Genomic DNA, 25054 nt, shown 5'->3' on the forward strand with positions numbered 1-25054 from the left:
CAAGATCAGTTCGATGGCAGCTGTGGCGGTGCTGCCAACTGAATTTCCTGGATGGTTTCGATCTGCTCATGGGCGACGTGCACGCCGGTGAGTTCGCCGATCAACCGCCAGTGCTCGTCGAGCCCGGCGCTGATGGTAGCCATGCGGTCGATCATATGGCGACCGGCAGTCTTCACCACTTCGTCTTCGCTGCGCAGCAGCTCAAACGACATTGAAGTGACTGACGCCGTGAGATGGGTCAGTGAGCGAGCCGTGTGGCCCAGCAATTCCATTAACAGTTTTTCTTTCGATTCCATGCGGAGGCTTCCTGCGTCGCTCGAAACTTATTTATAACTCAGCACTTTGCTTTAGCAAATGTTTCAGGTCGATCATCCGACCAAGCGAATGCGCCACCACCCGGTTGCAAACCGACCAAAGCCTTGCCCTCCCCGTCGCGGCGCATTGCCAAGCCCCGCGAGGCCAGTGTACAAAGAGGCTCGCTACTGTCCTGAACCCGGCTTCAAATGCGCGACTGCAACATTCAGTGCGCCGTCCGAATCCCGCAAGAAACCGTAGCCTATTGGCGTAACGCGACATTTAGTGTCAATATCGCGCCTCCCCCTATTTCCGTCGCCCCGTGCGGCTTACGCCGCAGGTCTCGCCCGTTGTTCCGTTAAACAAGGCTTTGAGCATCTGCGGTTTGTAGCAATAAGGTAGTCAATGATGAGCGCAAGGCACTTTCTCTCCCTGATGGATTGCACGCCCGAAGAGCTGGTCAGCGTGATCCGTCGAGGCGTTGAGCTCAAGGACCTGCGTAACCGCGGCGTACTGTTCGAGCCTCTGAAAAACCGCGTGCTGGGCATGATCTTCGAGAAATCCTCGACCCGTACCCGGATCTCGTTCGAGGCCGGCATGATCCAGCTCGGCGGCCAGGCGATCTTCCTCTCGCCGCGCGACACCCAACTGGGCCGTGGCGAGCCGATCGGTGACTGCGCCATCGTCATGTCGAGCATGCTCGATGCGGTGATGATCCGGACCTTTGCCCACAGCACCCTGACCGAATTCGCCGCCAACTCGCGCGTGCCGGTGATCAACGGACTGTCCGATGACCTGCACCCGTGCCAGCTGCTGGCCGACATGCAAACCTTTCTGGAACACCGTGGCTCGATCCAGGGCAAAACCGTGGCCTGGATCGGCGACGGCAACAACATGTGCAACAGCTATATAGAAGCGGCGATCCAGTTCGACTTCCAGCTGCGCGTCGCTTGCCCGCAAGGCTACGAGCCCAATCCCGAGTTCGTGGCCAAGGCAGGCGATCGCGTGACCATCGTCCGCGATCCGCAGGACGCCGTGCGCGGCGCGCATCTGGTGAGCACTGATGTCTGGACTTCGATGGGCCAGGAAGAGGAAACTGCCAAGCGCCTCAAGCTGTTCGCCCCGTTCCAGGTCAACCGTGCCCTGCTCGACCTCGCTGCCGAGGACGTGTTGTTCATGCACTGCTTGCCTGCGCATCGTGGCGAGGAAATCAGCCTCGACCTGCTTGATGACCCGCGCTCCGTCGCCTGGGATCAGGCAGAAAACCGTCTCCACGCACAGAAGGCCCTGCTCGAGTTCCTCGTTGAACCGGCATATCACCACGCATGAGCCATGAATTACTGCTGAACCTGCGCAACCTCGCTTGCGGCTATCAAGATCAACGCGTGGTGCAGAACCTCAATCTGCACCTCAACGCCGGTGACATCGGCTGCCTGCTCGGTTCGTCCGGCTGCGGCAAGACCACCACCCTGCGCGCCATCGCCGGTTTCGAGCCGGTGCATGAAGGTGAGATCACCCTCGGTGGCGAAACCATTTCCCGCGCCGGTTTCACTTTGGCGCCTGAGAAACGCCGGATCGGTATGGTGTTTCAGGACTACGCGCTGTTCCCGCACCTGAGCGTTGCGGACAACATCGCCTTCGGCATTCGCAAGCACCCGAACAAGGCGCGCGTCACCGAAGAGCTGCTGGAACTGGTCAACCTGAAAAACCTCGGCAAGCGCTTCCCTCACGAGTTGTCCGGCGGCCAGCAACAGCGTGTCGCCCTCGCCCGCGCGTTGGCACCGGAACCGCAACTGCTGCTGCTCGACGAACCGTTCTCCAACCTCGATGGCGAATTGCGCCGCAAACTCAGCCATGAGGTGCGCGACATTCTCAAGGCCCGTGGCACCAGCGCGATTCTGGTGACTCACGACCAGGAAGAGGCCTTTGCTGTCAGCGATCACGTTGGTGTGTTCAAGGAAGGTCGACTGGAACAGTGGGACACGCCGTACAACCTCTATCACGAACCGGCCACGCCGTTTGTGGCGAGCTTTATCGGTCAGGGCTACTTCATTCGCGGCCAGCTCGGCAGCCCGGAATCGGTGCAGACAGAGCTGGGCGTGCTGCGCGGCAACCGGGCGTACGGGTGGCCGATTGGCGGCGCGGTGGATGTGTTGCTGCGCCCGGATGACATTATTTATGCACCGGACAGCGCGCTGAAAGCACGTATCGTCGGCAAGACGTTCCTCGGGGCTTCGACGCTGTATCGCCTGCAATTGCCGACGGGTGCTCAGCTGGAATCGATTTTTCCGAGCCATGCCGATCATCAGGTCGGTGCGCAAGTCGGGATTCGTGTTGCCGCTGAACACTTGGTGTTATTCCAGGCCTGCGGCAGCACCGCTGCACAAATCCCGGCGGTGGAAAACGGCGTCCGCCGCTACAGCACCGCGCTTTAAAGATCAAAAGATCGCAGCCTTCGGCAGCTCCTACAGGGATCAAGGTAGGAGCTGCCGAAGGCTGCGATCTTTTAGCTTTTAACCCAGGATCAGGGTGCCGCTGGCCACCAGTGTCGCATGCCCGCCAATCTTCACCCGCTCCCCTTCCAACCGGCAGAACAACTCGCCACCCCGCGCCGAACGCTGGCACGCGGTCAGGCTCGATTTGCCCAGACGCTTCGACCAATACGGAATCAGGCTGCAGTGCGTCGAGCCGGTCACCGGATCCTCATTGATGCCGATTGCCGGTGCGAAATAGCGCGAGACGAAATCATGCTGATTGCCCCGCGCCGTGACGATCGCGCCCAGCCACGGCAGCTTGGCCAGCGCGACCATGTCCGGTTTGCAATCGAGCACGGCCTGCTCGGATTCCAGCACGACAAACAGTTCGTTGGAGCCAAGCACATCCACCGCTTCGACGCCCAGCGCCCGCTCGACATCCAGGGTCACGCCAATTTCTGACGGCACGATCGAAGGGAAGTCCAGCCACAACCGGTCACCATCGCGAGTGACACTCAGCGGGCCGGACTTGCAGGTGAAGTCGATCCGCTCGGCGGTTTCCTTGTAGATCTCGAACAGCACGTAAGCGCTGGCCAGCGTCGCATGTCCGCACAGCGGTACTTCAGTGGTCGGGGTAAACCAGCGGATATGCCAGGCCTGACCTTCGCGTACCAGAAAAGCGGTTTCCGCCAGATTGTGTTCACCGGCGATCTTCTGCATCAGCTCATCCGCGAGCCACGCATCCAGCCGATAAATCATCGCCGGATTGCCACTGAACGGCCGATCACTGAACGCGTCGACCTGATGAAACTCGAGCTGCATAACCTTCTCCCTAAGTCAGTCGACAGAGCATGCAACGCGTGCAGAAACGGCGCCAGTGACAAAACCGGCCAATTTTCCTCATACAGCGATAAGGCTCAGGCGCGACCAATATCGGCGAATTTGGCCTGAGTGTGTTCGGCGAGTACGGCGGGCGCCAATTCGACTTCCAGCCCGCGCCGGCCGGCACTGACATAAATAGTCGCAAAACCCTGAGCCGAGTTATCAATGAAGGTACGCAGGCGCTTCTTCTGTCCCAATGGGCTAATGCCACCCAACAGATAACCCGTAGAGCGCTGTGCCGCCGCCGGGTCAGCCATTTCGACTTTTTTCACTCCAGCGGCGTGGGCCAGACCTTTAAGGTCAAGGCTTCCGACGACCGGCACCACCGCCACCAGTAGCTCACCTTTTTCACTGGCTGCCAGCAGAGTTTTAAACACCTGCGCCGGCTCAAGCGAAAGTTTTTCTGCAGCCTCCAGCCCATACGACGCGGCTTTTGGATCATGTTCGTAACTGTGCACGCGATGTTCGGCACGAACTTTTTTCAACAAGTCCAACGCAGGGGTCATGGCAGCTCCAGGCTCGGCAGTGACAGAAAAATCCTCCGCCGGATTCTAGGCGATCAGCGCCTAAAAGGCTCTATCCCAAGCCACGAATCCCGGGGCTTGCAGACATTCCGAGCATTCTTTGCAACGCCGAGGACACAGGATCATTCATCCAGCGAATAGTTATATTGTGACTGGCCGTTCACTTTCGACCTTTGACAGGTTTGTTTCTTGTCTATATTTTTTCGAATCTGAATAATGTAAGAATTATCATTATTGCAGCACCCAGCAGTAAACCGGGAACCGAATGGGGATTCCAACCCGGTGAAAATCGCGCCCTGCCCTTACGGCAATGCGCCAGACAACAACAAAAACCGAGGTTTTCAATGACGACTGCTTTACAGCAACCAACGCTCTCGAGCCAATGCATGGCCGAGTTTCTGGGTACTGCACTCCTGATCTTTTTCGGCACCGGCTGTGTCGCCGCGCTCAAAGTCGCGGGCGCCAGCTTCGGCTTGTGGGAAATCAGCATCATCTGGGGCGTCGGCGTGAGCATGGCGATCTACCTCACTGCCGGGGTTTCCGGCGCGCACCTGAACCCGGCCGTGAGTATCGCGTTGGCGATTTTCGCCGATTTCGAAAAGCGCAAACTGCCCTTCTATATTCTTTCGCAGATCGCTGGCGCCTTCTGCGGTGCGCTGCTGGTTTACACGCTGTACAGCAATCTGTTCTTCGATTTCGAACAAACTCACCAAATGGTTCGCGGCTCGGCCGCCAGCCTTGAATTGGCCTCCGTATTCTCGACCTTCCCGAACCCGGTGCTTTCGACCGCTCAGGCGTTCCTGGTCGAGATGATCATCACTGCGATCCTGATGGGCGTGATCATGTCCCTCACCGACGACAACAACGGCCTGCCGAGAGGCCCACTGGCGCCGCTGCTGATCGGTTTGCTGATCGCCGTGATCGGCAGTTCGATGGGCCCGCTGACCGGTTTTGCGATGAACCCGGCGCGCGACTTCGGTCCGAAACTGATGACTTTCTTCACTGGCTGGGGTGAAATTTCCTTCACTGGCGGCCGTGACATTCCGTATTTCCTGATTCCGATTTTTGCACCGATTGTCGGTGCCTGCCTCGGCGCTGCCGGGTATCGCGGGCTGATTGCCCGCCACCTGACCGGCGCCACACCTGCTACAAAGGATGCAGAACCGGCCATTGACGGCAAACCAAGAACTTCTTGAAACAGTCGGCGCAGGCTCCTGCCCAATAGAGCCTGCGCCACGGCCCACTCTCCCTTATTTCGTCCAAGGCAATCGACATGACCGACATTCAGAATAAGAACTACATCATTGCCCTTGATCAGGGTACGACCAGCTCCCGCGCGATCATTTTCGACCGCGATGCGAACGTGGTCTGCACCGCGCAGCGCGAATTCGCCCAGCATTATCCGCAGGCCGGTTGGGTCGAACATGATCCGATGGAAATTTTCGCCACCCAGAGCGCGGTGATGGTTGAAGCACTGGCGCAGGCCGGTCTGCACCACGACCAGGTCGCCGCCATCGGCATCACCAACCAGCGCGAAACCACCGTGGTCTGGGACAAGACCACTGGCCGCCCGGTGTACAACGCCATCGTCTGGCAGTGCCGCCGCAGCACTGAGATCTGCCAGCAGCTCAAGCGTGACGGCCACGAAGATTACATTCGTGACAACACCGGCCTGGTCACCGACCCGTACTTCTCCGGCACCAAACTGAAGTGGATCCTCGACAATGTCGAAGGCAGTCGCGAACGTGCGCGCAACGGTGAACTGCTGTTCGGCACTGTTGATAGCTGGCTGATCTGGAAATTCACCGGCGGCAAAGTACACGTCACCGACTACACCAACGCCTCGCGCACCATGCTCTTCAACATTCACTCGCTGGAGTGGGATTCGAAGATGCTGGAGATCCTCGACATCCCGCGCGAGATGCTCCCGGAAGTGAAGGCTTCTTCGGAAATCTACGGTCGCACCAAAAGCGGCATCGCCATCGGCGGCATCGCCGGCGACCAGCAAGCCGCTCTGTTCGGCCAGATGTGCGTTGAGCCGGGCCAGGCGAAAAACACCTACGGCACCGGCTGCTTCCTGCTGATGAACACCGGCGACAAAGCGGTGAAATCCCAGCACGGCATGCTCACTACCATTGCTTGCGGCCCGCGCGGCGAAGTCGCCTACGCACTGGAAGGCGCAGTGTTCAACGGCGGTTCCACCGTGCAGTGGTTGCGTGATGAACTGAAGATCATCAACGATGCCCACGACACCGAATACTTCGCCAATAAAGTGAAGGACAGCAACGGCGTTTATCTGGTGCCAGCATTTACTGGTCTCGGCGCTCCTTACTGGGACCCGTATGCCCGTGGCGCACTGTTCGGCCTGACGCGCGGTGTGCGCGTGGATCACATCATCCGCGCCGCACTGGAATCGATCGCCTACCAGACCCGCGACGTGCTCGACGCCATGCAACAGGACTCCGGCGAGCGCCTCAAAGCCCTGCGCGTGGACGGCGGTGCAGTGGCGAACAACTTCCTCATGCAGTTCCAGGCCGACATCCTCGGCACGCAGGTCGAACGCCCGCAAATGCGCGAAACCACGGCACTCGGCGCGGCGTATCTGGCCGGTCTGGCGTGCGGTTTCTGGGGCAGCCTGGAAGAACTGCGCGGCAAAGCGGTGATCGAGCGCGAGTTCGAGCCGAGCCTGGACGAAGTGGAGAAAGAGAAGCTGTACAAAGGCTGGAAAAAAGCCGTCAGCCGCACCCGTGACTGGGCGCGTGAAGACGCTGAATAAGCCAACCTTCTGTTTCAGATAGGCATCTAACTGGTAGGGAGCAGATTCCTGCGGCATCATGGGCAAATTTTGCACGGCAGCCCAAAGGAAGCCCCATGAATCTGCCTCCCCGTCAGCAGCAAATCCTCGAGCTGGTCCGCGAACGCGGCTATGTGAGCATCGAGGAAATGGCCACGCTGTTCATAGTTACCCCGCAAACCATTCGCCGCGACATCAATCAGCTCGCCGAAGCCAATCTGCTCCGCCGTTACCATGGCGGCGCCGCCTATGATTCCAGCGTCGAAAACACCGCTTATGCGATGCGCGCCGATCAGATGCGCGATGAAAAACAACGCATCGGCGAAGCCATCGCCGCGCAGATTCCCGATCACGCCTCGCTGTTCATCAATATCGGCACCACCACCGAATCGATTGCCCGCGCCCTGCTCAATCACAATCACCTGAAGATCATCACCAACAACCTGCACGTGGCGTCCATGCTCAGTGCCAAGGATGATTTCGATGTGCTGCTGACTGGCGGCAATGTGCGCCGTGATGGCGGTGTAGTGGGTCAGGCGAGTGTGGACTTCATTAATCAGTTCAAGGTTGATTTCGCGCTGGTCGGGATTAGCGGTATTGATGAGGACGGCAGTTTGCTGGATTTCGATTATCAGGAAGTGCGGGTTTCGCAGGCGATCATCGCCAATGCGCGGCAGGTGATTCTGGCAGCCGACTCGAGCAAGTTCGGGCGCAACGCAATGATCCGGTTGGGGCCGATCAGTCTGATTGATTGTTTGGTGACCGATCAGCAGCCTGTGCCGGCGTTGGCGCAGTTGTTGAGCCAGCACAAGATTCGGCTAGAAGTCGTTTAACCCCCAAGATCAAAAGATCGTCCGATCGCGGCCCGAGCCTTCGGCAGCTCCTACAGGTCAGGTGACCCAATGTAGGAGCTGCCGAAGGCTGCGATCTTTTGCTTTTAATGTTCGAAAATTTTCCTTTCCCCACCCTTCGATGAGTTTTTTCAATCGAACGTGACTGGCTGCGCGCGTGTTTATGGGCTACCATTTTCGCAAATGAACATTCATGTTCGATTTCCAATATAGAAAATCAAAAGAACCCGAGGCCAGCCGATGTCCACCTCTACCTTGCGTACGCCCCCAATCTCCGAGATCTACGATGTTGCCGTTATTGGCGGCGGGATCAATGGCGCGGGGATCGCAGCGGATGCCGCCGGTCGCGGGCTTTCGGTGTTCCTTTGTGAAAAGGACGACCTTGCCAGCCACACCTCGTCGGCCAGCAGCAAGCTGATCCACGGTGGCCTGCGCTACCTCGAACATTACGAATTCCGTCTGGTGCGTGAAGCGCTGGCAGAACGCGAAGTGCTGCTGGCCAAGGCGCCGCACATCGTCAAACCGATGCGTTTCGTGCTGCCGCACCGTCCGCACCTGCGCCCGACGTGGATGATCCGCGCTGGCCTGTTCCTCTATGACAACCTCGGCAAGCGCGAAAAACTGCCAGGCTCGAAAAGTCTCAAGTTCGGCGCCGACAGCGCACTGAAAAGCGAAATCAAGAAAGGCTTCGAATACTCCGACTGCTGGGTCGACGACGCCCGTCTGGTGGTACTCAACGCCATGGCCGCCCGTGAAAAAGGCGCCCACGTGCACACGCAGACCCGTTGCGTCAGCGCCCGTCGCGCCAAAGGTCTGTGGCACCTGAACCTGGAACGCGCCGACGGCAGCCTGTTCTCGATCACCGCCAAAGCGCTGGTGAACGCCGCCGGTCCATGGGTTGCCAAGTTCATTCGTGACGACTTGAAGATGGAGTCGCCGTACGGCATCCGTCTGATTCAGGGCAGCCACATCATCGTGCCGAAGCTGTACGAAGGTGATCACGCGCACATTCTGCAAAACGAAGATCAGCGCATCGTGTTCACCATTCCGTACCTGAACCACTTCACCCTGATCGGCACCACCGACCGTGAATACACCGGCGATCCGGCGAAAGTGGCAATCACCGAAGGCGAGACCGATTACCTGTTGAAAGTCGTCAACGCGCACTTCAAGCAGCAGATCAGCCGCGACGACATCCAGCACAGCTATTCGGGCGTGCGCCCGCTGTGCAACGACGAATCCGACAACCCATCGGCCGTCACTCGCGATTACACCCTGGCCTTGTCGGGTAACGCTGAAGAAGCGCCGCTGCTGTCAGTGTTCGGCGGCAAGCTGACCACCTACCGCAAACTCGCCGAGTCGGCGATGGCGCAACTAATGCCGTTCTTCACCCAGATGCGCCCGAGCTGGACGGCCACCGCCACCCTGCCCGGCGGCGAAGACATGACCACGCCACAATCCTTGAGCGCGCTGATCCGCGACAAGTTCGACTTCGTGCCGACCGAGATTGCCCGTCGCTGGTCTACCACTTACGGCAGCCGCACCTGGCGCATGCTCGAAGGCGTGCAAAGCCTCGCCGACATGGGCGAACACATTGGCGGCGGGCTCTACACCCGTGAGGTCGATTATCTGTGCAGCGAAGAGTGGGCAACCACGGCCCACGACATTCTCTGGCGTCGCAGCAAACTGGGCCTGTTCACCACTCCAGCCGAGCAGGAGAAACTTGCGGCGTACCTGGGCAAGGTCGAACAGAACCGTAGCAAGATCGAAGCGGCGTGATGTGAACATCGCTTGAGCAAAAGAAGCCCCTGAATCGCGAGATACAGGGGCTTTTTCATTTGTCCGCCGAACGATCGCAGTATTTCGTTCGGTTTTCCGAACGAGACCTGCCAGTCGATTCGGTAAACCGGATCATCCACGTTCAAAAAAACCGCCACAAAACTTTAATCACCTTATAAATCAATGCACTAACCATCAGCCACTGGTCTGGCACGACTCATGCTCTACACTCTCTCGACGAATGCCTGTTGTGCCAACACTTCAGGAGCCGTCAGGCATTCGAAGCACAAAAGGGCCGACGAACTGGCTCCATAAAAAAAACAATGTCGAGGAAAATTTGATGCGCATCGTTCCCCATATCCTGGGCGCAGCCATTGCTGCCGCTCTGATCAGCACGCCAGTTTTCGCCGCCGAACTCACCGGCACCCTGAAAAAAATCAACGATTCGGGCACCATCACGCTCGCTCACCGCGACAGCTCCATTCCGTTTTCCTACATTGCCGATGCTTCCGGCAAACCAGTGGGCTACTCCCACGACATTCAAGTGGCTATCGTTGAAGCCCTGAAAAAAGACCTGAACAAGCCCGATCTGCAGGTCAAATACAACCTGGTGACCTCGCAAACCCGTATCCCGCTGATCCAGAACGGCACCGCGGATATCGAGTGCGGCTCGACCACCAACAACGCCGAGCGCGCCCAGCAAGTCGACTTCACCGTCAACATCTTCGAAATCGGCACCCGTCTGCTGGTCAAGAAAGACAAGGAAGGCAAGCCGTCCTACGCTGACTTCGCCGACCTGAAAGGCAAAAACGTCGTGACCACCGCAGGCACCACGTCCGAGCGCATCATCAAAGCGATGAACGCCGACAAGCAGATGGGCATGAACATCATCTCCGCCAAAGACCACGGCGAATCCTTCAACATGCTGGAAAGCGGCCGCGCCGTTGCCTTCATGATGGACGACGCTTTGCTGGCCGGCGAAGAAGCCAAGGCCAAGAAGCCGGCTGACTGGATCATCACCGGTACGCCGCAGTCGTTCGAAGCCTACGCATGCATGGTTCGTAAAGACGACCCGGCCTTCAAGAAAGCTGTCGATGACGCCATCGTGGGCCTGTACAAGTCTGGCGAGATCAACAAGATCTACAGCAAATGGTTCGAGAGCCCGATCCCACCAAAAGGCCTGAACCTCAACTTCCCGATGAGCGACAAGGTAAAAGGTCTGATCGCCACCCCGAGCGACAAGCCGGCGCCTGACGTAAAAATCTGATTCCTGACTAACCTTATCTCCTGAGGGAGCCACCCTCCCTCAGGCGTCTGTTACTACCTGCTGGCTGTACTGTGGAACACTCGACCTGGCGGTTTCCGAGCCGATCGCGTGTGCCCGGCGTTCAACGTCGGGCGGGAAAGGACTTTCCCCAAGCGGGTGCTTGTACATCGATCGATTTCGAGGGGAGACCCTAATGAATTACAACTGGGACTGGGGCGTGTTCTTCAAGTCCACCGGCGTCGGCAGCGAGACTTATCTCGACTGGTACGTCACCGGTTTGGGCTGGACCATTGCCATTGCCATCGTGGCATGGATCATCGCCTTGCTGCTGGGCTCCATTCTGGGGGTCATGCGCACGGTGCCAAACCGCATCGTATCGGGCATCGCGACCTGCTACGTGGAACTGTTTCGCAACGTGCCGCTGCTGGTTCAGCTGTTCATCTGGTACTTCCTGGTGCCCGACCTGCTGCCGCAGAACCTGCAGGATTGGTACAAACAGGATCTCAACCCGACCACCTCGGCTTACCTGAGCGTTGTCGTGTGCCTGGGCCTGTTCACCGCTGCCCGTGTCTGCGAACAAGTGCGTACCGGCATTCAGGCGCTGCCCCGTGGCCAGGAAGCCGCCGCCCGCGCCATGGGCTTCAAGCTGCCGCAGATCTACTGGAACGTGCTGCTGCCCCAGGCCTACCGGATCATCATTCCGCCGCTCACCTCGGAATTCCTCAACGTCTTCAAGAACTCCTCCGTGGCGTCCTTGATCGGCCTGATGGAATTGCTGGCGCAAACCAAACAGACCGCCGAGTTCTCGGCCAACCTGTTTGAAGCCTTCACCCTGGCCACGCTGATCTACTTCACCCTGAACATGAGCCTGATGTTGCTGATGCGCATGGTCGAGAAGAAAGTCGCGGTGCCCGGCCTGATCTCCGTGGGGGGTAAATAATGGACTTCGATTTCAGCGGCATCATCCCCGCCATTCCGGGCCTGTGGAACGGCATGGTCATGACCTTGCAGTTGATGGTCATGGGCGTGATCGGCGGCATCGTGCTCGGGACGATCCTGGCGCTGATGCGCCTGTCGTCGAGCAAACTGCTGTCGCGCGTGGCCGGCGCCTATGTGAACTACTTCCGTTCGATCCCGCTGCTGCTGGTGATCACCTGGTTCTATCTGGCGGTGCCGTTCGTGCTGCGCTGGATCACCGGTGAAGACACGCCAATCGGTGCGTTCACCTCCTGCGTCGTGGCCTTCATGATGTTCGAAGCCGCGTACTTCTGCGAAATCGTCCGGGCCGGTGTGCAGTCGATCCCCAAAGGTCAGATGGCTGCCGCGCAAGCGATGGGCATGACCTATGGCCAGACCATGCGTCTGATCATCCTGCCCCAGGCGTTCCGCAAAATGACGCCGTTGCTGCTGCAACAGTCGATCATCCTGTTCCAGGACACCTCGCTGGTTTACACCGTGGGCCTGGTGGACTTCCTCAACTCCGCCCGCTCCAGCGGCGACATCATTGGCCGTTCCAACGAGTTCCTGATCTTCGCCGGTGTCGTCTACTTCATCATCAGCTTTTCCGCCTCGCTGCTGGTCAAGCGTCTGCAAAAAAGGTTCGCCGTATGATCTCTATCAAGAACATCAACAAGTGGTATGGGGACTTCCAGGTGCTGACTGATTGCAGCACCGAGGTCAAAAAAGGTGAAGTGATCGTGGTCTGCGGCCCGTCGGGTTCGGGCAAATCGACCCTGATCAAATGCGTCAACGCACTGGAGCCGTTCCAGAAAGGCGACATCGTCGTCGACGGCACTTCGATCGCCGACTCGAAGACCAACCTGCCGAAACTGCGTTCGCGCGTGGGCATGGTGTTCCAGCATTTCGAACTGTTCCCGCACCTGACCATCACCGAAAACCTGACCATCGCGCAGATCAAAGTGTTGGGCCGCAGCAAGGAAGAGGCGACCAAGAAAGGTCTGCAACTGCTCGAACGCGTCGGTCTGTCGGCCCACGCCCACAAGCATCCAGGGCAACTGTCCGGTGGCCAGCAACAGCGTGTGGCGATTGCCCGCGCGCTGGCGATGGACCCGATCGTCATGCTGTTCGACGAACCGACCTCGGCGCTCGACCCGGAAATGGTTAACGAAGTGCTCGACGTGATGGTGCAACTGGCCCACGAAGGCATGACCATGATGTGCGTGACCCACGAAATGGGCTTCGCCCGCAAAGTGGCCGATCGGGTGATCTTCATGGACGCCGGCAAGATCATCGAAGACTGCCCGAAAGAGGAATTCTTCGGCGACATCAGCGCCCGCTCCGAACGCGCGCAGCACTTCCTCGAGAAAATCCTGCAGCACTAAAAGCAACACCGCCTCCCCCTGTAGGAGCTGCCGCAGGCTGCGATCTCTTGACTTTGTTTTTAAAGATCAAAAGATCGCAGCCTGCGGCAGCTCCTACAGGGGATTGGTGAAGTCTGTTGTGGTGGTTGACCCAAGGCATCTGTGATGAAATGCGACCCCAATCTCTATCGCGCCGCGCCGCCATCACTTGCCGTGAAGCCCCGTCTGATTCGTCATTTGTTCCTGCCGCCACTGATCATCGCCCTGATGATCGGCCTGGGTTTTATCGGCTTCTGGACCAGTGAACATTTCGGCATCCGCAGCCTCGGCGAGAACGGCCAGCGTCAGCTGGAACTGCACGCCCGCGCGGTCGAAAGCGAGATCAGCAAATACACCTACCTGCCCAGCCTGCTGGAACTCGAAACCAGTGTCTCGCAGCTGCTGGCCGAGCCGACCCCGGAATACCGGGAAACGGTCAACGCTTACCTCGAAGGCCTGAACCGGCGCAGCCGCAGTCGGGCCATCTATGTCATGGACACCACCGGCCGCGTCATGGCCACCAGCAACTGGCGCGATGTCGACAGTTACCTCGGTGAAGACCTGTCCTTCCGCGCCTATTTCCAGAAAGCCGTACGCGGCGAACCCGGGCGCTTCTACGGTATCGGCAGCACCAACGGCGAGCCCGGTTATTACCTCGCCCACGGCCTCGAAGAACACGGCAAGATCATCGGCGTCGCCGTGGTCAAAGTGCGTCTGGAAGCCATGGAAGAACGCTGGCAGCGCGCACGCCTGGAAGCCTTCGTCAGCGATGAAAACGGCATCATCATTCTGTCCAGCGATCCGGCCCGGCGTTTGAAAGCGGTCATTCCCCTGAGTGAAGCCACCAAGGAAAAACTCGCCCGCAGCCTGCAGTATTACTGGTTCCCGCTCAACGAACTGCAACCGCTGGCTCGCGAAACCCTGTCCGAAGGCGTGGAGAAACTCACTTTCCCGGCCAACAGTGAAGTGCAGTCCGGCGAAGATGACATCAGCTATCTGGCGCAGACCCGGCCGCTGAGTGATACGCCGTGGAATTTCACCCTGCTGACGCCCCTTCAGGATCTGCGCCGCGAAGCGATCAACCAAGGCATTCTGGTCGCCGTAGCGTTTGCCCTGGTCGCCTTCCTGCTGATCGCCTGGAACGAACGGCGCAAGGTCATCGCCACCCGCCTCGCCGCCCGCGAAGCCCTGCAGGAAGCCAACAATCAACTGGAGCGTCGGATTACCGAACGCACCAGCGACCTGCGCGCCAGCAACGAACGATTGAAGAGTCAGATCCGCGAACGGCGTCAGGCTGAAGAAACGTTACGCCGCGCCCAGGACGAACTGGTGCAGGCCGGTAAACTCGCGGCCATCGGCCAGATGTCGACCAGCATCGCCCACGAATTGAACCAGCCGTTGGCCGCGATGCGCACGCTCTCCGGCAACACCGTGCGTTTTCTCGAGCGCGGCCAGCTCGATGTCGCCAGCACCAACCTGAACACCATCAACGACCTGATCGACCGCATGGGCCGCATCACCGCCAGCCTGCGCTCGTTTGCCCGGCGCGGCGACAATCAGGGTCAGGCCAGCCTCGGCAAAGCGGTCGATGCCGCGCTGCAAGTGCTCGGTGCCCGGGTCGAAGCCTCGGCGCTGAACGTGCATCGACAGTTCATCGACGTGCAAGTGCAGATCGACCAGACCCGTCTCGAACAGATTCTGGTCAACCTGATCGGCAATGCCCTCGACGCCATGCAGGCGCAACCGTTGCCCGAGCTGTGGCTGGAGGGCGAAGAATTCAATGGCAAATATCGCCTGCGCGTACGCGACAACGGCCACGGCATTGACGCCGAAGCGCGCAAGCACCTGTTCGAACCGTTCTTCACCACCAAGCCCGGCGAACAAGGCCTGGGCTTGGGCCTGACGCTTTCCGCCAGCCTCGCCGCCGCCACCGGCGGGCATCTGGGTGTCGAACACCCGGCCAGCGGCGGCACCACCTTCGTCCTCAGTTTACCGTTGGTAAGCCCTACACCTGCCGAGCCAATATGAACCCCGAACTCAGTGTACTGATCGTCGAAGACGACCCCCATGTGCTGCTCGGCTGCCAACAGGCGCTGACCCTCGAAGACATTCCCTGCGTCGGCGTCGGCAGTGCCGAGGAAGCGCTGGAGAAGGTCGGCGAAAACTTTGCCGGCATCGTCATCAGCGACATACGCCTGCCGGGCATCGATGGCCTGGAACTGCTGACGCGCCTCAAGCAACGCGACCGGAGCCTGCCGGTGGTACTGATCACCGGCCACGGCGACATTTCCATGGCCGTCGGCGCGATGCAGAAAGGCGCCTACGACTTCATGGAGAAACCGTTTTCGCCGGAGCGTCTGGTGGATGTTGCACGACGTGCGCTGGAGCAACGCAGCCTCGCCCGCGAAGTGTCGTCGCTGCGTCGGCAATTGGCTGAACGTGACTCCCTTGAGGGGCGGATCATCGGTCGCTCACCGGCGATGCAAAACCTGCGTGAACTGATCGCCAACATTGCCGACACATCGGCCAACGTGTTGATCGAAGGCGAGACCGGCACCGGCAAAGAACTCGTTGCCCGTTGCCTGCACGATTTCAGTCGTCGCCACAGCAAACAGTTCGTCGCGCTGAACTGCGGCGGCCTGCCGGAAAACCTTTTCGAAAGCGAAATCTTCGGCCACGAGGCCAACGCGTTCACCGGCGCCGGCAAACGGCGGATCGGCAAGATCGAACACGCCGATGGCGGCACGCTGTTCCTCGACGAAGTCGAAAGCATGCCGCTGCCGTTGCAGATCAAACTGCTGCGGGTGTTGCAGGAACGCACCCTCGAACGCCTCGGCTCGAACCAGAGCGTGGCGGTGGATTGCCGGGTGATTGCGGCGACCAAGTCCGACCTCGACGAGTCGAGCAAGGCCGGGGAATTCCGCAGCGACTTGTACTACCGCCTCAACGTGGTGACGCTGGAATTGCCGCCCCTGCGCGAGCGGCGCGAAGACATCCTGCAACTGTTCGAACACTTCACCCAGCAATCGGCGCTGCGCTTTGATCGCGCACTGCCGGAGCTGGACAACCAGACCTTGTCGAACCTGATGAGCCACGACTGGCCGGGCAACGTGCGCGAACTGCGCAACGTCGCCGAACGCTTTGCCCTCGGCTTGCCGGCGTTCAAGAAGTCCGGCGCCAGCGGTGGCGGCCAAGGCCTGGCCTTCGCCGAAGCGGTGGAAGCCTTCGAACGCAACCTGCTCAGCGATGCCTTGCAACGCAGCGGCGGCAACCTGACTCAGGCCAGCCTTGAGCTGGGCATGGCCAAAACCACGCTGTTCGACAAAGTAAAAAAGTACGGCCTCAGCCATTAAGCGAGAACGATGTGGATCTGATTTTCAAAGCCCTGTTGGGCGCGGCGGTGGTGGTAATCCTCGCGGCGCTGTCGAAAACCAAAAACTATTACATCGCCGGACTGGTCCCGCTGTTTCCGACCTTTGCGCTGATCGCGCATTACATCGTCGGCAAGGGACGCTCGATTGATGATCTAAAGACCACGATCGTGTTCGGGATGTGGTCGATCATTCCGTATTTTGTTTATCTGGCGACGTTGTATGTGATGGTGGACCGGATGCGGCTGGAGGCTTCGCTGGCCGTCGCGGCGGTGGCGTGGTTGATGGCCGCCACCGTGCTGGTGACCGTTTGGGTGCGCCTGCACAGCTAACCCTTGTAGGAGCTGCCGAAGGCTCGGGCCGCGATCGGACGATCTTTTGATCTATCCCTTAAAAAGATCCAAAGATCGTCCGATCGCGGCCCGAGCCTGCGGCAGCTCCTACATGGGAATGTGTTTAGCCGTTGACGGTGCCGCCCTTTGACTCGGCCATGATCTGGCGGATTGCGCCGACAAATGTTTCTACCGGTTGTCCGCCCGTCACCGCGTACTGACCGTTAAACACCACCGTCGGCACTGAACTCACCCCGCGCTGCAACCACAGCTGCTCCTCCTCGCGCACCTCATCGGCAAACTCGTCCGACGCCAGAATCGCCTCGGCACGCTGGCGATCCAGCCCGACACTTTCAGCAATCTGCAACAACTGCCCACGGTCAGACGGATTGCCGCCATCGCTGAAATACGCCTTCAACAACGCCTCCTTCAACGGCAGCTGCAACCCTTCAAGTTCGGCCCAATGCAACAAGCGGTGGGCGTCGAAGGTGTTGTAGATGCGGCTGTTGCTGTCGGTGCGAAAAGCAAAACCAAGCTCAGCACCACGGGCGCGAATGGCCTCGCGATTTTTCTGCGATTGCTCCGGCGTCGAGCCGTACTTTTCTTGAATGTGCTCGGCGATGTTCTGCCCTTCGGCGCCCATTTTCGGATTCAGCTCGAACGGCTGAAAACGGATCTCGGCCTGCACTTCGTTGCGCAGGATCTGCAACGCTTCAAGCAAGCCATACAGACCGACGACGCACCAAGGGCAGGAGACGTCGCTGACAAAGTCGATTTTCAAAGCGGAACTCATCACACACCTCGCGGGGGGAAATCGTGCGGGAAAGTTTGCACGATACACCTGCCCCGCAATTTACGGTGACCGTCATGGCCCCATCGCTGGCAAGCCAGCTCCCACAAGGATCACACTGAACCTGTGGGAGCTGGCTTGCCAGCGATAGGGCCTGCAGGGGCGACACACACCTGATGGTTACAGCAGCTTCCCACCCACCACCGGCTCAAGCTGCGCCCAATGCGACGTGTCCTCACGATGCGCCTGCAGATACGGCAACACCGCCGCCAGCAACGGTTCCTTGAACGCCTCTTGAAACCGATGGGCCAGGCCCGGAATCAGGCGCAATTGACTGCCACGAATATGCGCCGCCAGATGCACGCCGTGCATCACCGGCAACAACGGATCAGCGGTGCCGTGCACAACCAGCGTCGGCACGCGTAACTGGTTGAGCAATGCCACTCGGCTCGGTTCGGCGAGGATCGCCATGATCTGCCGCTTCACGCCTTCGGGATTGAACGCGCGGTCATAGGACGCCGCCGCCTGTTGCAGCAAGGCCTGTCGATCATCGGTCACCGCCGGGCTGCCTAATGCCGCGAGCAAATCAGCCTGCTGCTCCAGCGCTACCTGACGATTCGGAGCGCCGCGACGCGACAGCAATTGCACCAGCGCCGCACTCGGTGCCGGCAAGCCTTCGGCGCCCGACGTGGTCATGATCAGCGTCAGGCTTTCAACCCGCTGCGGTGCCATCGCCGCCATGTGCTGGGCGATCATGCCGCCCATGCTCGCGCCCAATACGTGGAATTGCTCGACGTGAAGCGCGTCCATCAGCCCCAGCGCATCGTCGGCCATGTCGGTCAGGCTGTACGGCGCCGACACCGGCAGACCGAGTTTGTAGCGCAGCACTTCAAAGGTCAGGTTGGCTTCAATCGGCGTCTGACGCCAGGTCGACAGCCCGACATCGCGGTTGTCATAACGGATCACCCGAAAACCCTGCTGACACAGCGCGACCACCACCTCATCCGGCCAGTGAATCAACTGCCCACCGAGCCCCATCACCAACAGCAATGCCGGGTCCGACGCGCGACCGATGCTCTGATAAGCGATGCTGACTTGTTGCAGATCGACGTGCTCGGTTGGCACGTTGACATCGCAACGCGCGGCCGCCATCGACGACGTACCGAACAAAAGCGCGGCCAACATGGCCGCGATTGATAGAAACACCTTGTGCATGAAAAACACCGAAACGCAGAACCCCAGTAGAGCGCGAGTCTGATGAAGTTTGTTCAAGCGCGCTGCCACAGTTGCGTGACAGTTTGATGAAGAGTGCCGAGCGGTCATTGCGCTGACGGAAACACACCCTGTCGACAGCTCCGCCAACATGAGACAAACTCACCACCAACGCTGAATTAGCAAATTTTGTTCATGGAGCCGTCGGTGCTTGAGATCCGCCATTTGAAAACCCTGCATGCCCTGCGCGAGGCCGACAGCCTCGTCGATGCGGCCGATCGCCTGCATCTGACGCAGTCGGCGCTGTCCCACCAGTTCAAGGAACTGGAAGAGCGCATGGGCATGCCCTTGTTCGTGCGCAAGACAAAACCGGTGCGTTTCACCAGCGCCGGTCTGCGCCTGTTGCAACTGGCCGATGCGACCCTGCCGCTGCTACGTGCGGCTGAACGCGACATCAGCCGCCTCGCCGGTGGCACCGCCGGCCGCTTGCACATGGCGATCGAGTGTCACAGTTGTTTTCAATGGCTGATGCCGACCATCGACCAGTTCCGCGATGCCTGGCCGGAAGTCGAACTGGACCTGGCTTCGGGCTTTTCCTTTGCACCACTGCCGGCTCTGGCGCGGGGTGATCTGGATCTGGTGGTGACCTCCGATCCGCTGGAAATTGCCGGCATCACCTATGTGCCGCTGTTCACCTATGAAGCGATGCTCGCGGTGGCCAATCAGCATGCGCTGGCGAGCAAGCCGTACATCGTGCCGGAAGATTTGCTCACAGAAACGCTGATCACCTATCCGGTGGAACGCGACCGCCTCGACATCTTCACCCGTTTCCTTGAACCGGCCGACATCGAGCCGGCGCAGGTGCGCACTTCCGAACTGACGGTGATGATGATGCAACTGGTCGCCAGCGGCCGAGGCGTATGCGGCATGCCACATTGGGCGCTGCATGAGTACAGCTCGCGCGGTTACGTGAAGGCCAAGCGGCTGGGTGAGAAAGGCTTGTTTGCCACGCTGTACGCGGGGATCCGCGCGGACATGCTGGATGCGCCGTATATGCGCGACTTTTTGCTGACCGCCAAAGACACTTCGTTTTCGACACTGGATGGGGTTAGCGCCGTTCGCTAAAAACCAAAATCAAAAGATCGCAGCCTTCGGCAGCTCCTACACAAACCCTGTAGGAGCTGCCGAAGGCTGCGATCTTTTGATCTTTAAGCCGGTGTCAGCTGCCGCCACATATGAATCTTGTCGAAGTAATCTTCGCCAACCCGCACCGCCAGCGGTTCCAGACCGAACTGGATAAAGCCGCAGCGCTCGTAGAGCTTGAACGCGGCATCGTTGCCAGCCGTAACGGTCAACTGGATCAGCTTCAGCGCCGAATGGTTCTGCGCTTCGGCCAGCGCCGCTTGCACCAGTTCATAACCCAGACCGTGCTGGCGAAAATCCGCTGAAACGTACATGCCGAACAGCGTGACTTTGTGTCGCGCCTTCTCCCGCGGCTCGAAGGCCAGGCCGACGATCCCGGCCAATTGCCCGGACTCGAATGCACCAAGCACCACATCCAGCTTGCTGGTCAGGCGCCCTTCCCACCAGCTCAACGGCATCACCGCACGCTCGCGCACGCTGGAGGTGAACGCCTGCGGATGGCGATCATAGGCTTCAAGCATCAGCTCTCGATAAGCCAGGGCATGACTGGCGTCCAGCCGTTCAATCCACATGTTCAAGCCGTCCTGCGCTGCTCAAGCATCAGCCGCACCGCCAGCCCGGCCAGCACAAATCCCATGAAGTAACGCTGCATCGCCAGCCATGTCGGATTGCGCACGAACCAGGACGCTATCCCTGCGGCGAACAACGCGATCAACAGATTGACGGTGAAGCTGACGCTGATCTGCGTCAGCCCGAGGATGATGCTTTGGGTGAATACGGAACCGTGTTCAGGCGAGATGAATTGCGGAAACACCGAGAGATAGAACACCGCAATCTTCGGGTTCAACGCACTGGTGAGAAACCCCATGGTGATCAGTTTGCGCGACGAATCCGGCGGCAACTGCTGGGCCTCGAACGGTGAACGCGCACCGGGTTTCACCGCTTGCCAGGCAAGCCACAGCAGGTACAGCGCACCGGCCCACTTCAACACTTCATAAGCCATCGGCACCGCGAGGAACACTGCCGTCAAACCGGCGGCCGCTGCGAACATGTGCACAAAGAACCCCGCGACCACACCGAGCAACGACGTCACCCCGGCCTTGCGTCCCTGACAGATCGAACGCGAGATCAGATAGATCATGTTCGGCCCCGGTGTCAGCACCATCAGCAGCGCGGCGGCAGCAAAAATCAGCAACTCGGGAAGCGGGATCATGGCAACGTCCTTTACAGGGATGATCAGGCGATTGCGGTCAGCGAGGCTCGATAAAACGGCAGGATCACATCCCGTGTCAATGGCGCCAGAACGACATCGCCATCAGTGGCCGGATCGATCCACAGCACTTCTTCGATTTCCGCCGCCGGGGAACCTTCGGCATGGATGGTCAGTTGAAAGATATCGGCCTGTACGATAAATCCCGGTTCGTTGGCGGCTGGCGCACTGAACTGGCCAAGGAAAGTGGCCTGTGCCGGATCAATCTGCAGACCCAACTCTTCTTCCAGCTCACGGGCCAGGGCATGCACCGGCAGCTCATGCGCTTCGATCTTGCCGCCCGGTTGCATGAATGCGCTGGTGCCGCGCTTGCGCACCAACAGGGTCTGGCCATTGGCATTAAGCAGCAGAGCAGCGGCAATGCGGATGAGGCGTGGCGAAGCGGCGGATGTCAGTGTCATGGGGCAAAAATGGCCTTGGCGAAAAGCCGTCAGGATCCCATGTTGGCGGGGCTCGCGTCATCAGAAGAACACTACATTGGCGACACCGTGATCTTCCGGATTCTGACGACAAGTCTGCCCGCAGGCTCGGAAATTTCCCACTCGCGAGTTTGGTAGCGTATCCACAGCTGCCCAAACGGCTATTCGCCTACTTCGCCTTAGAGGGAAAACGCTGCATGTCCGAGATCTCGACACTCAAGGAAAAGAACAACATCAAGACGTTTCATCTCATTCTGCTGACCCTGATTACCATGGGGCTCTATCCGATTGTCTGGCTGTACAAAACGGCGGCGCTGGTGGAGGAAATAACCCGCATCAAGACGCTGAGCCAGACTTGTCTGGTCGTCTATCTCGCGTGCTGCGGTATCGGCGGGATCCTTTTCACCATTTCTGATCTGACATTCATCATCGCGGGGTATGCGTTGACGCTCATTGCCCAGCTCATCGCGATTGCCTGGTGCTTTCGTGTACGCAGAGCCCTGCGCGCCTACACGCTGACCGAGTACGGCTTCGAGCTGCGAATGAACCGGCTGTATTCAGTCCTGTTCGGCTTCTATCACATCAATTACTGCATCAACGACATGGCCAGGGCCAAACACAAAGATGACCAAAAACGGCAAACGCCAATGGGTTCGGTAACGGCATAAAAAAGGCCGGCCCACGTCACCGGTTCGCTAGCCAGGGGAATGCATCTCGAAGTGGCAGCGAGGCTGCTCGCGAAGGCGTCGGCCCAGGAGACAGGTTTGCCCGCCAGCGCTCTGTGGGCCAGTATGCGCAACAGCATCCGCCCGGGCACCCAAAGGGACACCGATGACACTTTCCTTCGACGACATCACTTGGCATCGCGCCGTCGGGCAGTTGATCGAGGCGCTGGACAAGCCCAATTTCTGGGCGCAACTGGTGCACTTGCTCGATCAATACATGCCGTTCGATAGCTGGGTGGCGTTGCTGTTCAGCGCTGATCAACATCCCCAGGTCTTCGCCGCCAGCCCCGGTGCAGAAGGCCTTCCCGATCCACTGTTCGAGGATTATCTGCGCGGCCTTTACCTGCTCGACCCGTTCTACATCGCCAGCCGCGAACAATCGCGTTCGGGACTGTTTCGTCTGTGGGAGGTCGCGCCGGAGCATTTCGAGCTGACCGAGTATTACCAGCGATACTTTCGTCTGAATGTCGTGGCCGACGAAATCCAGTTCAATTGTCAGCTCGAAGGCGATCGCACGCTGTGCCTGTCACTGGGCAGCAAACAGCGTTTCAGCAGCGTACAGATTGCCTTGTTGTCGTTGATTCAACCGTGGATGCTGGCGTTATTGCGTCAGCGTCTGTCCCATGAAACCAGCGAAACCGCGGCACCGGCCACTGTCGACTGGCGCCTGCAACTGGAAAGCTCGGTGCAACAAATAAAAGGCGCGCAACTGACCGCGCGGGAGCTGGATGTCGGGCGTTTGATGCTCAGCGGTTGCTCCAGTAAAGAAATCGCCCGTAAGCTGGAAATCTCCGTAGAAACCGTGAAAGTCCATAAGAAACACATGTACAGCAAGCTGGGGATCAAATCCCAGTCCGAGTTGTTTTCGATCTTTCTTCAGGCGCAAAACGCCTGATCGTTTGGTGAAGTTGCCTTACGTACCGAGTCCGAACCAAGGAAACCGTATGAGCCTGTCACTCCTGAGCCGCTACGCCTTCTTTGCCGTCTGCGTGATTTTCACCCTCGCCAGTCTGCCTTTCCTCGAACATGACTGGCTGTGGCCGATCACTGCCGTTACCGGTGTATTGAGCCTGCTCGGTCTGTTCGATCTGCTACAGACACCGCATGCGGTACGCCGCAACTACCCGATCCTCGGCAACATCCGCTACCTGGTCGAAGGCATCCGTCCGGAGATTCGCCAGTACCTGCTGGAATCCGACAGCGATGCCCTGCCCTTCTCCCGCGCCCAGCGCTCGCTGGTCTATTCGCGGGCGAAAAACGAAACCGCCGACAAACCGTTCGGCACGCTGATCGATGTCTATCAGGCGGGTTTCGAATTCATCGGCCACTCGATGCGTCCGGCGCCGTTGAGCGACCCCAACAGTTTCCGCGTCACCGTCGGCGGCCCGCAGTGTTCGCAGCCGTACTCGGCGTCGGTGTTCAACATCTCGGCAATGAGCTTCGGCTCGCTCAGCGCCAATGCGATTCGCGCCCTCAACCAAGGTGCGAAGCTGGGCAACTTCGCCCACGACACCGGCGAAGGCAGCATCAGCCCGTATCACCGCGAACACGGCGGCGACCTGACGTGGGAACTGGGCAGCGGCTACTTCGGCTGCCGCACCAGCGATGGCCGCTTCGACCCGGAACGCTTCGCCACCCAAGCGCAAAACCCGCAAGTGCGGATGATCGAAATCAAGATGAGCCAAGGCGCCAAACCCGGCCACGGCGGCATCCTGCCCAAACACAAAGTCACCAAGGAAATCGCTGAAACACGCGGCATCATGATGGGCGAGGACTGCGTGTCGCCCTCACGCCACAGCGCATTTTCCACGCCGATCGAGATGATGCATTTCATCCAGCAATTACGCGAACTGTCCGGCGGCAAACCGGTGGGCTTCAAGTTTTGCCTCGGCCATCCGTGGGAGTTCATGGGCATCGCCAAAGCCATGCTGGAAACCGGCATCCTCCCTGACTTTATCGTGGTCGACGGCAAGGAAGGCGGCACCGGCGCGGCGCCCGTGGAATTCACCGACCACATCGGCGTGCCGATGCGCGAAGGTTTGCTGTTCGTTCACAACACCTTGGTCGGCCTCAATCTGCGCGACAAGATCAAGCTCGGCGCCAGTGGCAAGATCGTCAGTGCCTTCGACATCGCTAGTGTGCTGGCCATCGGTGCCGACTGGGCCAACTCCGCCCGTGGCTTCATGTTCGCCATCGGCTGCATCCAGTCGCAGTCGTGCCACACCAATAAATGCCCGACCGGCGTTGCCACCCAGGACGCTTTGCGCCAACGCGCACTGGTGGTTCCGGACAAAGCGCAGCGCGTGTTCAACTTCCATCGCAGCACGCTGAAAGCCTTGGCGGAAATGCTCGCAGCGGCGGGGCTTGAGCATCCCTCGCAACTGTCGGCCAAGCACTTGGTGCGACGCATGTCAGCGACTGAAATCAAACTGTTCTCGCAACTGCACGTGTTCCTGAAGCCGGGTGAACTGCTCACCGGGGAAGTCAACGGCGAGTTCTATTCGCGCATGTGGCAGATGGCGCGGGCCGACAGTTTCGAGCCGAACGAGATCGCGGCGGCATAGAGG

At 59.4% G+C, this 25054-nt stretch carries 25 protein-coding genes; 17 read left to right on the forward strand and 8 right to left on the reverse strand.

The genetic code is table 11. From position 1 onward, the window contains the following. Positions 1–5: 5 nt before the first annotated feature. Complete coding sequence (locus AC3Y64_RS22405) at positions 6–296, reverse strand: hypothetical protein (protein WP_027612069.1); 291 nt, start codon at positions 294–296, stop codon at positions 6–8. Between the two features lie 406 nt (positions 297–702). Between AC3Y64_RS22405 and argF the strand changes: the two genes are divergently transcribed. Both argF and AC3Y64_RS22415 read left to right on the forward strand, forming a co-directional pair. Continuing rightward, on the forward strand, positions 703–1623 hold the full coding sequence (gene argF / locus AC3Y64_RS22410) for an ornithine carbamoyltransferase (protein ID WP_105707129.1): 921 nt from the start codon (positions 703–705) through the stop codon (positions 1621–1623). Next, positions 1620–2729 (forward strand): ABC transporter ATP-binding protein, encoded by a 1110-nt coding sequence (locus AC3Y64_RS22415; RefSeq protein ID WP_489985291.1) that lies wholly within the window; start codon positions 1620–1622, stop codon positions 2727–2729. The genes argF and AC3Y64_RS22415 overlap by 4 nt, the downstream gene beginning before the upstream one ends. A 78-nt stretch (positions 2730–2807) precedes the next feature. Here the strand turns inward: AC3Y64_RS22415 and AC3Y64_RS22420 are convergent, their stop codons facing one another. Together AC3Y64_RS22420 and ybaK are read right to left on the reverse strand one after the other, a co-directional pair. After that, entirely contained in the window at positions 2808–3590 is a 783-nt protein-coding gene (locus tag AC3Y64_RS22420; RefSeq protein ID WP_489985292.1) for a PhzF family phenazine biosynthesis protein, read from the reverse strand. 95 nt (positions 3591–3685) lie between these two features. Then, the gene (gene ybaK / locus AC3Y64_RS22425) at positions 3686–4156 is read right to left on the reverse strand and encodes a Cys-tRNA(Pro) deacylase (protein ID WP_158955186.1); all 471 of its coding nucleotides are present in this window, start codon (positions 4154–4156) and stop codon (positions 3686–3688) included. A gap of 362 nt (positions 4157–4518) precedes the next feature. Here ybaK and AC3Y64_RS22430 point away from each other — a divergent pair, with 362 nt between their 5' ends. The 11 genes from AC3Y64_RS22430 (at position 4519) to AC3Y64_RS22480 (ending at position 16928) form a co-directional block, all read left to right on the forward strand. After that, the gene (locus AC3Y64_RS22430; RefSeq protein ID WP_158955184.1) at positions 4519–5370 is read left to right on the forward strand and encodes an MIP/aquaporin family protein; all 852 of its coding nucleotides are present in this window, start codon (positions 4519–4521) and stop codon (positions 5368–5370) included. A 77-nt stretch (positions 5371–5447) separates the two neighbouring features. Continuing rightward, positions 5448–6950, forward strand: coding sequence for a glycerol kinase GlpK (gene glpK, locus AC3Y64_RS22435; protein ID WP_122606844.1), 1503 nt, complete (start codon positions 5448–5450; stop codon positions 6948–6950). 95 nt (positions 6951–7045) lie between these two features. Beyond that, positions 7046–7801, forward strand: a complete 756-nt coding sequence (locus AC3Y64_RS22440) for a DeoR/GlpR family transcriptional regulator (RefSeq protein ID WP_489985293.1) — start codon at positions 7046–7048, stop codon at positions 7799–7801. A gap of 258 nt (positions 7802–8059) precedes the next feature. Beyond that, positions 8060–9598 (forward strand): glycerol-3-phosphate dehydrogenase, encoded by a 1539-nt coding sequence (glpD, locus tag AC3Y64_RS22445; protein ID WP_489985294.1) that lies wholly within the window; start codon positions 8060–8062, stop codon positions 9596–9598. Positions 9599–9938: 340 nt separating this feature from the next. Then, positions 9939–10865, forward strand: a complete 927-nt coding sequence (locus tag AC3Y64_RS22450) for a glutamate/aspartate ABC transporter substrate-binding protein (RefSeq protein WP_158961030.1) — start codon at positions 9939–9941, stop codon at positions 10863–10865. A gap of 193 nt (positions 10866–11058) precedes the next feature. Next, positions 11059–11805 (forward strand): amino acid ABC transporter permease, encoded by a 747-nt coding sequence (locus AC3Y64_RS22455; RefSeq protein WP_008079435.1) that lies wholly within the window; start codon positions 11059–11061, stop codon positions 11803–11805. Further along, on the forward strand, positions 11805–12476 hold the full coding sequence (locus AC3Y64_RS22460) for an amino acid ABC transporter permease (RefSeq protein WP_007963949.1): 672 nt from the start codon (positions 11805–11807) through the stop codon (positions 12474–12476). The genes AC3Y64_RS22455 and AC3Y64_RS22460 overlap by 1 nt, the downstream gene beginning before the upstream one ends. Then, positions 12473–13207 (forward strand): amino acid ABC transporter ATP-binding protein, encoded by a 735-nt coding sequence (locus AC3Y64_RS22465; RefSeq protein WP_007963947.1) that lies wholly within the window; start codon positions 12473–12475, stop codon positions 13205–13207. The genes AC3Y64_RS22460 and AC3Y64_RS22465 overlap by 4 nt, the downstream gene beginning before the upstream one ends. A 144-nt stretch (positions 13208–13351) precedes the next feature. Beyond that, positions 13352–15253, forward strand: coding sequence for a two-component sensor histidine kinase AauS (gene aauS / locus AC3Y64_RS22470; RefSeq protein WP_489985295.1), 1902 nt, complete (start codon positions 13352–13354; stop codon positions 15251–15253). Further along, positions 15250–16578 (forward strand): two-component response regulator AauR, encoded by a 1329-nt coding sequence (gene aauR, locus AC3Y64_RS22475; RefSeq protein WP_489985296.1) that lies wholly within the window; start codon positions 15250–15252, stop codon positions 16576–16578. Before aauS ends, aauR begins: the two co-directional genes overlap by 4 nt. 20 nt (positions 16579–16598) lie before the next feature. After that, a complete protein-coding gene (locus AC3Y64_RS22480) occupies positions 16599–16928 on the forward strand; it encodes a GlpM family protein (protein WP_489988022.1) in 330 nt (109 codons plus the stop codon). Positions 16929–17052: 124 nt separating this feature from the next. Here AC3Y64_RS22480 and AC3Y64_RS22485 read toward each other — a convergent pair whose 3' ends face one another. Together AC3Y64_RS22485 and AC3Y64_RS22490 are read right to left on the reverse strand one after the other, a co-directional pair. Further along, the gene (locus tag AC3Y64_RS22485; RefSeq protein ID WP_489985297.1) at positions 17053–17721 is read right to left on the reverse strand and encodes a DsbA family oxidoreductase; all 669 of its coding nucleotides are present in this window, start codon (positions 17719–17721) and stop codon (positions 17053–17055) included. Between the two features lie 177 nt (positions 17722–17898). Beyond that, a complete protein-coding gene (locus AC3Y64_RS22490) occupies positions 17899–18933 on the reverse strand; it encodes an alpha/beta fold hydrolase (RefSeq protein ID WP_489988023.1) in 1035 nt (344 codons plus the stop codon). A gap of 204 nt (positions 18934–19137) precedes the next feature. Between AC3Y64_RS22490 and metR the strand changes: the two genes are divergently transcribed. Further along, positions 19138–20055 carry a transcriptional regulator MetR gene (gene metR, locus AC3Y64_RS22495; RefSeq protein ID WP_158961018.1) on the forward strand — a complete coding sequence of 306 codons (918 nt, stop codon included), beginning with the start codon at positions 19138–19140 and terminating at the stop codon, positions 20053–20055. Positions 20056–20138: 83 nt separating this feature from the next. Here the strand turns inward: metR and AC3Y64_RS22500 are convergent, their stop codons facing one another. Genes AC3Y64_RS22500 through AC3Y64_RS22510 form a run of 3 tightly spaced genes read right to left on the reverse strand, consistent with a single transcriptional unit; the run spans position 20139 to position 21744 of the window. After that, a complete protein-coding gene (locus tag AC3Y64_RS22500; protein ID WP_489985298.1) occupies positions 20139–20645 on the reverse strand; it encodes a GNAT family N-acetyltransferase in 507 nt (168 codons plus the stop codon). Positions 20646–20647: 2 nt separating this feature from the next. Beyond that, positions 20648–21286, reverse strand: coding sequence for a LysE family translocator (locus AC3Y64_RS22505; protein WP_489985299.1), 639 nt, complete (start codon positions 21284–21286; stop codon positions 20648–20650). Between the two features lie 23 nt (positions 21287–21309). Then, positions 21310–21744, reverse strand: a complete 435-nt coding sequence (locus tag AC3Y64_RS22510) for an NUDIX hydrolase (RefSeq protein WP_489985300.1) — start codon at positions 21742–21744, stop codon at positions 21310–21312. A gap of 215 nt (positions 21745–21959) precedes the next feature. Here AC3Y64_RS22510 and AC3Y64_RS22515 point away from each other — a divergent pair, with 215 nt between their 5' ends. The 3 genes from AC3Y64_RS22515 (at position 21960) to AC3Y64_RS22525 (ending at position 25051) form a co-directional block, all read left to right on the forward strand. Beyond that, entirely contained in the window at positions 21960–22430 is a 471-nt protein-coding gene (locus AC3Y64_RS22515) for a DUF4234 domain-containing protein (RefSeq protein ID WP_489985301.1), read from the forward strand. Positions 22431–22593: 163 nt separating this feature from the next. Next, positions 22594–23382: a helix-turn-helix transcriptional regulator gene (locus AC3Y64_RS22520; RefSeq protein WP_489985302.1), complete on the forward strand. Its 789-nt coding sequence runs from the start codon at positions 22594–22596 to the stop codon at positions 23380–23382. A gap of 49 nt (positions 23383–23431) precedes the next feature. Further along, positions 23432–25051 carry an FMN-binding glutamate synthase family protein gene (locus tag AC3Y64_RS22525; protein ID WP_158961008.1) on the forward strand — a complete coding sequence of 540 codons (1620 nt, stop codon included), beginning with the start codon at positions 23432–23434 and terminating at the stop codon, positions 25049–25051. Positions 25052–25054 lie beyond the last annotated feature (3 nt).

This window comes from Pseudomonas sp. 4CAES_32.4, assembly GCF_058136335.1.

What these genes read in the sequence shown, in the direction of transcription:
- AC3Y64_RS22405 (WP_027612069.1), bottom strand. Translation starts at nt 296, where the DNA reads ATGGAATCGAAAGAAAAACTGTTAATGGAATTGCTGGGCCACACGGCT.
- argF (WP_105707129.1), top strand. Translation starts at nt 703, where the DNA reads ATGAGCGCAAGGCACTTTCTCTCCCTGATGGATTGCACGCCCGAAGAG.
- AC3Y64_RS22415 (WP_489985291.1), top strand. Translation starts at nt 1,620, where the DNA reads ATGAGCCATGAATTACTGCTGAACCTGCGCAACCTCGCTTGCGGCTAT.
- AC3Y64_RS22420 (WP_489985292.1), bottom strand. Translation starts at nt 3,590, where the DNA reads ATGCAGCTCGAGTTTCATCAGGTCGACGCGTTCAGTGATCGGCCGTTC.
- ybaK (WP_158955186.1), bottom strand. Translation starts at nt 4,156, where the DNA reads ATGACCCCTGCGTTGGACTTGTTGAAAAAAGTTCGTGCCGAACATCGC.
- AC3Y64_RS22430 (WP_158955184.1), top strand. Translation starts at nt 4,519, where the DNA reads ATGACGACTGCTTTACAGCAACCAACGCTCTCGAGCCAATGCATGGCC.
- glpK (WP_122606844.1), top strand. Translation starts at nt 5,448, where the DNA reads ATGACCGACATTCAGAATAAGAACTACATCATTGCCCTTGATCAGGGT.
- AC3Y64_RS22440 (WP_489985293.1), top strand. Translation starts at nt 7,046, where the DNA reads ATGAATCTGCCTCCCCGTCAGCAGCAAATCCTCGAGCTGGTCCGCGAA.
- glpD (WP_489985294.1), top strand. Translation starts at nt 8,060, where the DNA reads ATGTCCACCTCTACCTTGCGTACGCCCCCAATCTCCGAGATCTACGAT.
- AC3Y64_RS22450 (WP_158961030.1), top strand. Translation starts at nt 9,939, where the DNA reads ATGCGCATCGTTCCCCATATCCTGGGCGCAGCCATTGCTGCCGCTCTG.
- AC3Y64_RS22455 (WP_008079435.1), top strand. Translation starts at nt 11,059, where the DNA reads ATGAATTACAACTGGGACTGGGGCGTGTTCTTCAAGTCCACCGGCGTC.
- AC3Y64_RS22460 (WP_007963949.1), top strand. Translation starts at nt 11,805, where the DNA reads ATGGACTTCGATTTCAGCGGCATCATCCCCGCCATTCCGGGCCTGTGG.
- AC3Y64_RS22465 (WP_007963947.1), top strand. Translation starts at nt 12,473, where the DNA reads ATGATCTCTATCAAGAACATCAACAAGTGGTATGGGGACTTCCAGGTG.
- aauS (WP_489985295.1), top strand. Translation starts at nt 13,352, where the DNA reads ATGAAATGCGACCCCAATCTCTATCGCGCCGCGCCGCCATCACTTGCC.
- aauR (WP_489985296.1), top strand. Translation starts at nt 15,250, where the DNA reads ATGAACCCCGAACTCAGTGTACTGATCGTCGAAGACGACCCCCATGTG.
- AC3Y64_RS22485 (WP_489985297.1), bottom strand. Translation starts at nt 17,721, where the DNA reads ATGAGTTCCGCTTTGAAAATCGACTTTGTCAGCGACGTCTCCTGCCCT.
- AC3Y64_RS22490 (WP_489988023.1), bottom strand. Translation starts at nt 18,933, where the DNA reads ATGCACAAGGTGTTTCTATCAATCGCGGCCATGTTGGCCGCGCTTTTG.
- AC3Y64_RS22500 (WP_489985298.1), bottom strand. Translation starts at nt 20,645, where the DNA reads ATGTGGATTGAACGGCTGGACGCCAGTCATGCCCTGGCTTATCGAGAG.
- AC3Y64_RS22505 (WP_489985299.1), bottom strand. Translation starts at nt 21,286, where the DNA reads ATGATCCCGCTTCCCGAGTTGCTGATTTTTGCTGCCGCCGCGCTGCTG.
- AC3Y64_RS22510 (WP_489985300.1), bottom strand. Translation starts at nt 21,744, where the DNA reads ATGACACTGACATCCGCCGCTTCGCCACGCCTCATCCGCATTGCCGCT.
- AC3Y64_RS22515 (WP_489985301.1), top strand. Translation starts at nt 21,960, where the DNA reads ATGTCCGAGATCTCGACACTCAAGGAAAAGAACAACATCAAGACGTTT.
- AC3Y64_RS22520 (WP_489985302.1), top strand. Translation starts at nt 22,594, where the DNA reads ATGACACTTTCCTTCGACGACATCACTTGGCATCGCGCCGTCGGGCAG.
- AC3Y64_RS22525 (WP_158961008.1), top strand. Translation starts at nt 23,432, where the DNA reads ATGAGCCTGTCACTCCTGAGCCGCTACGCCTTCTTTGCCGTCTGCGTG.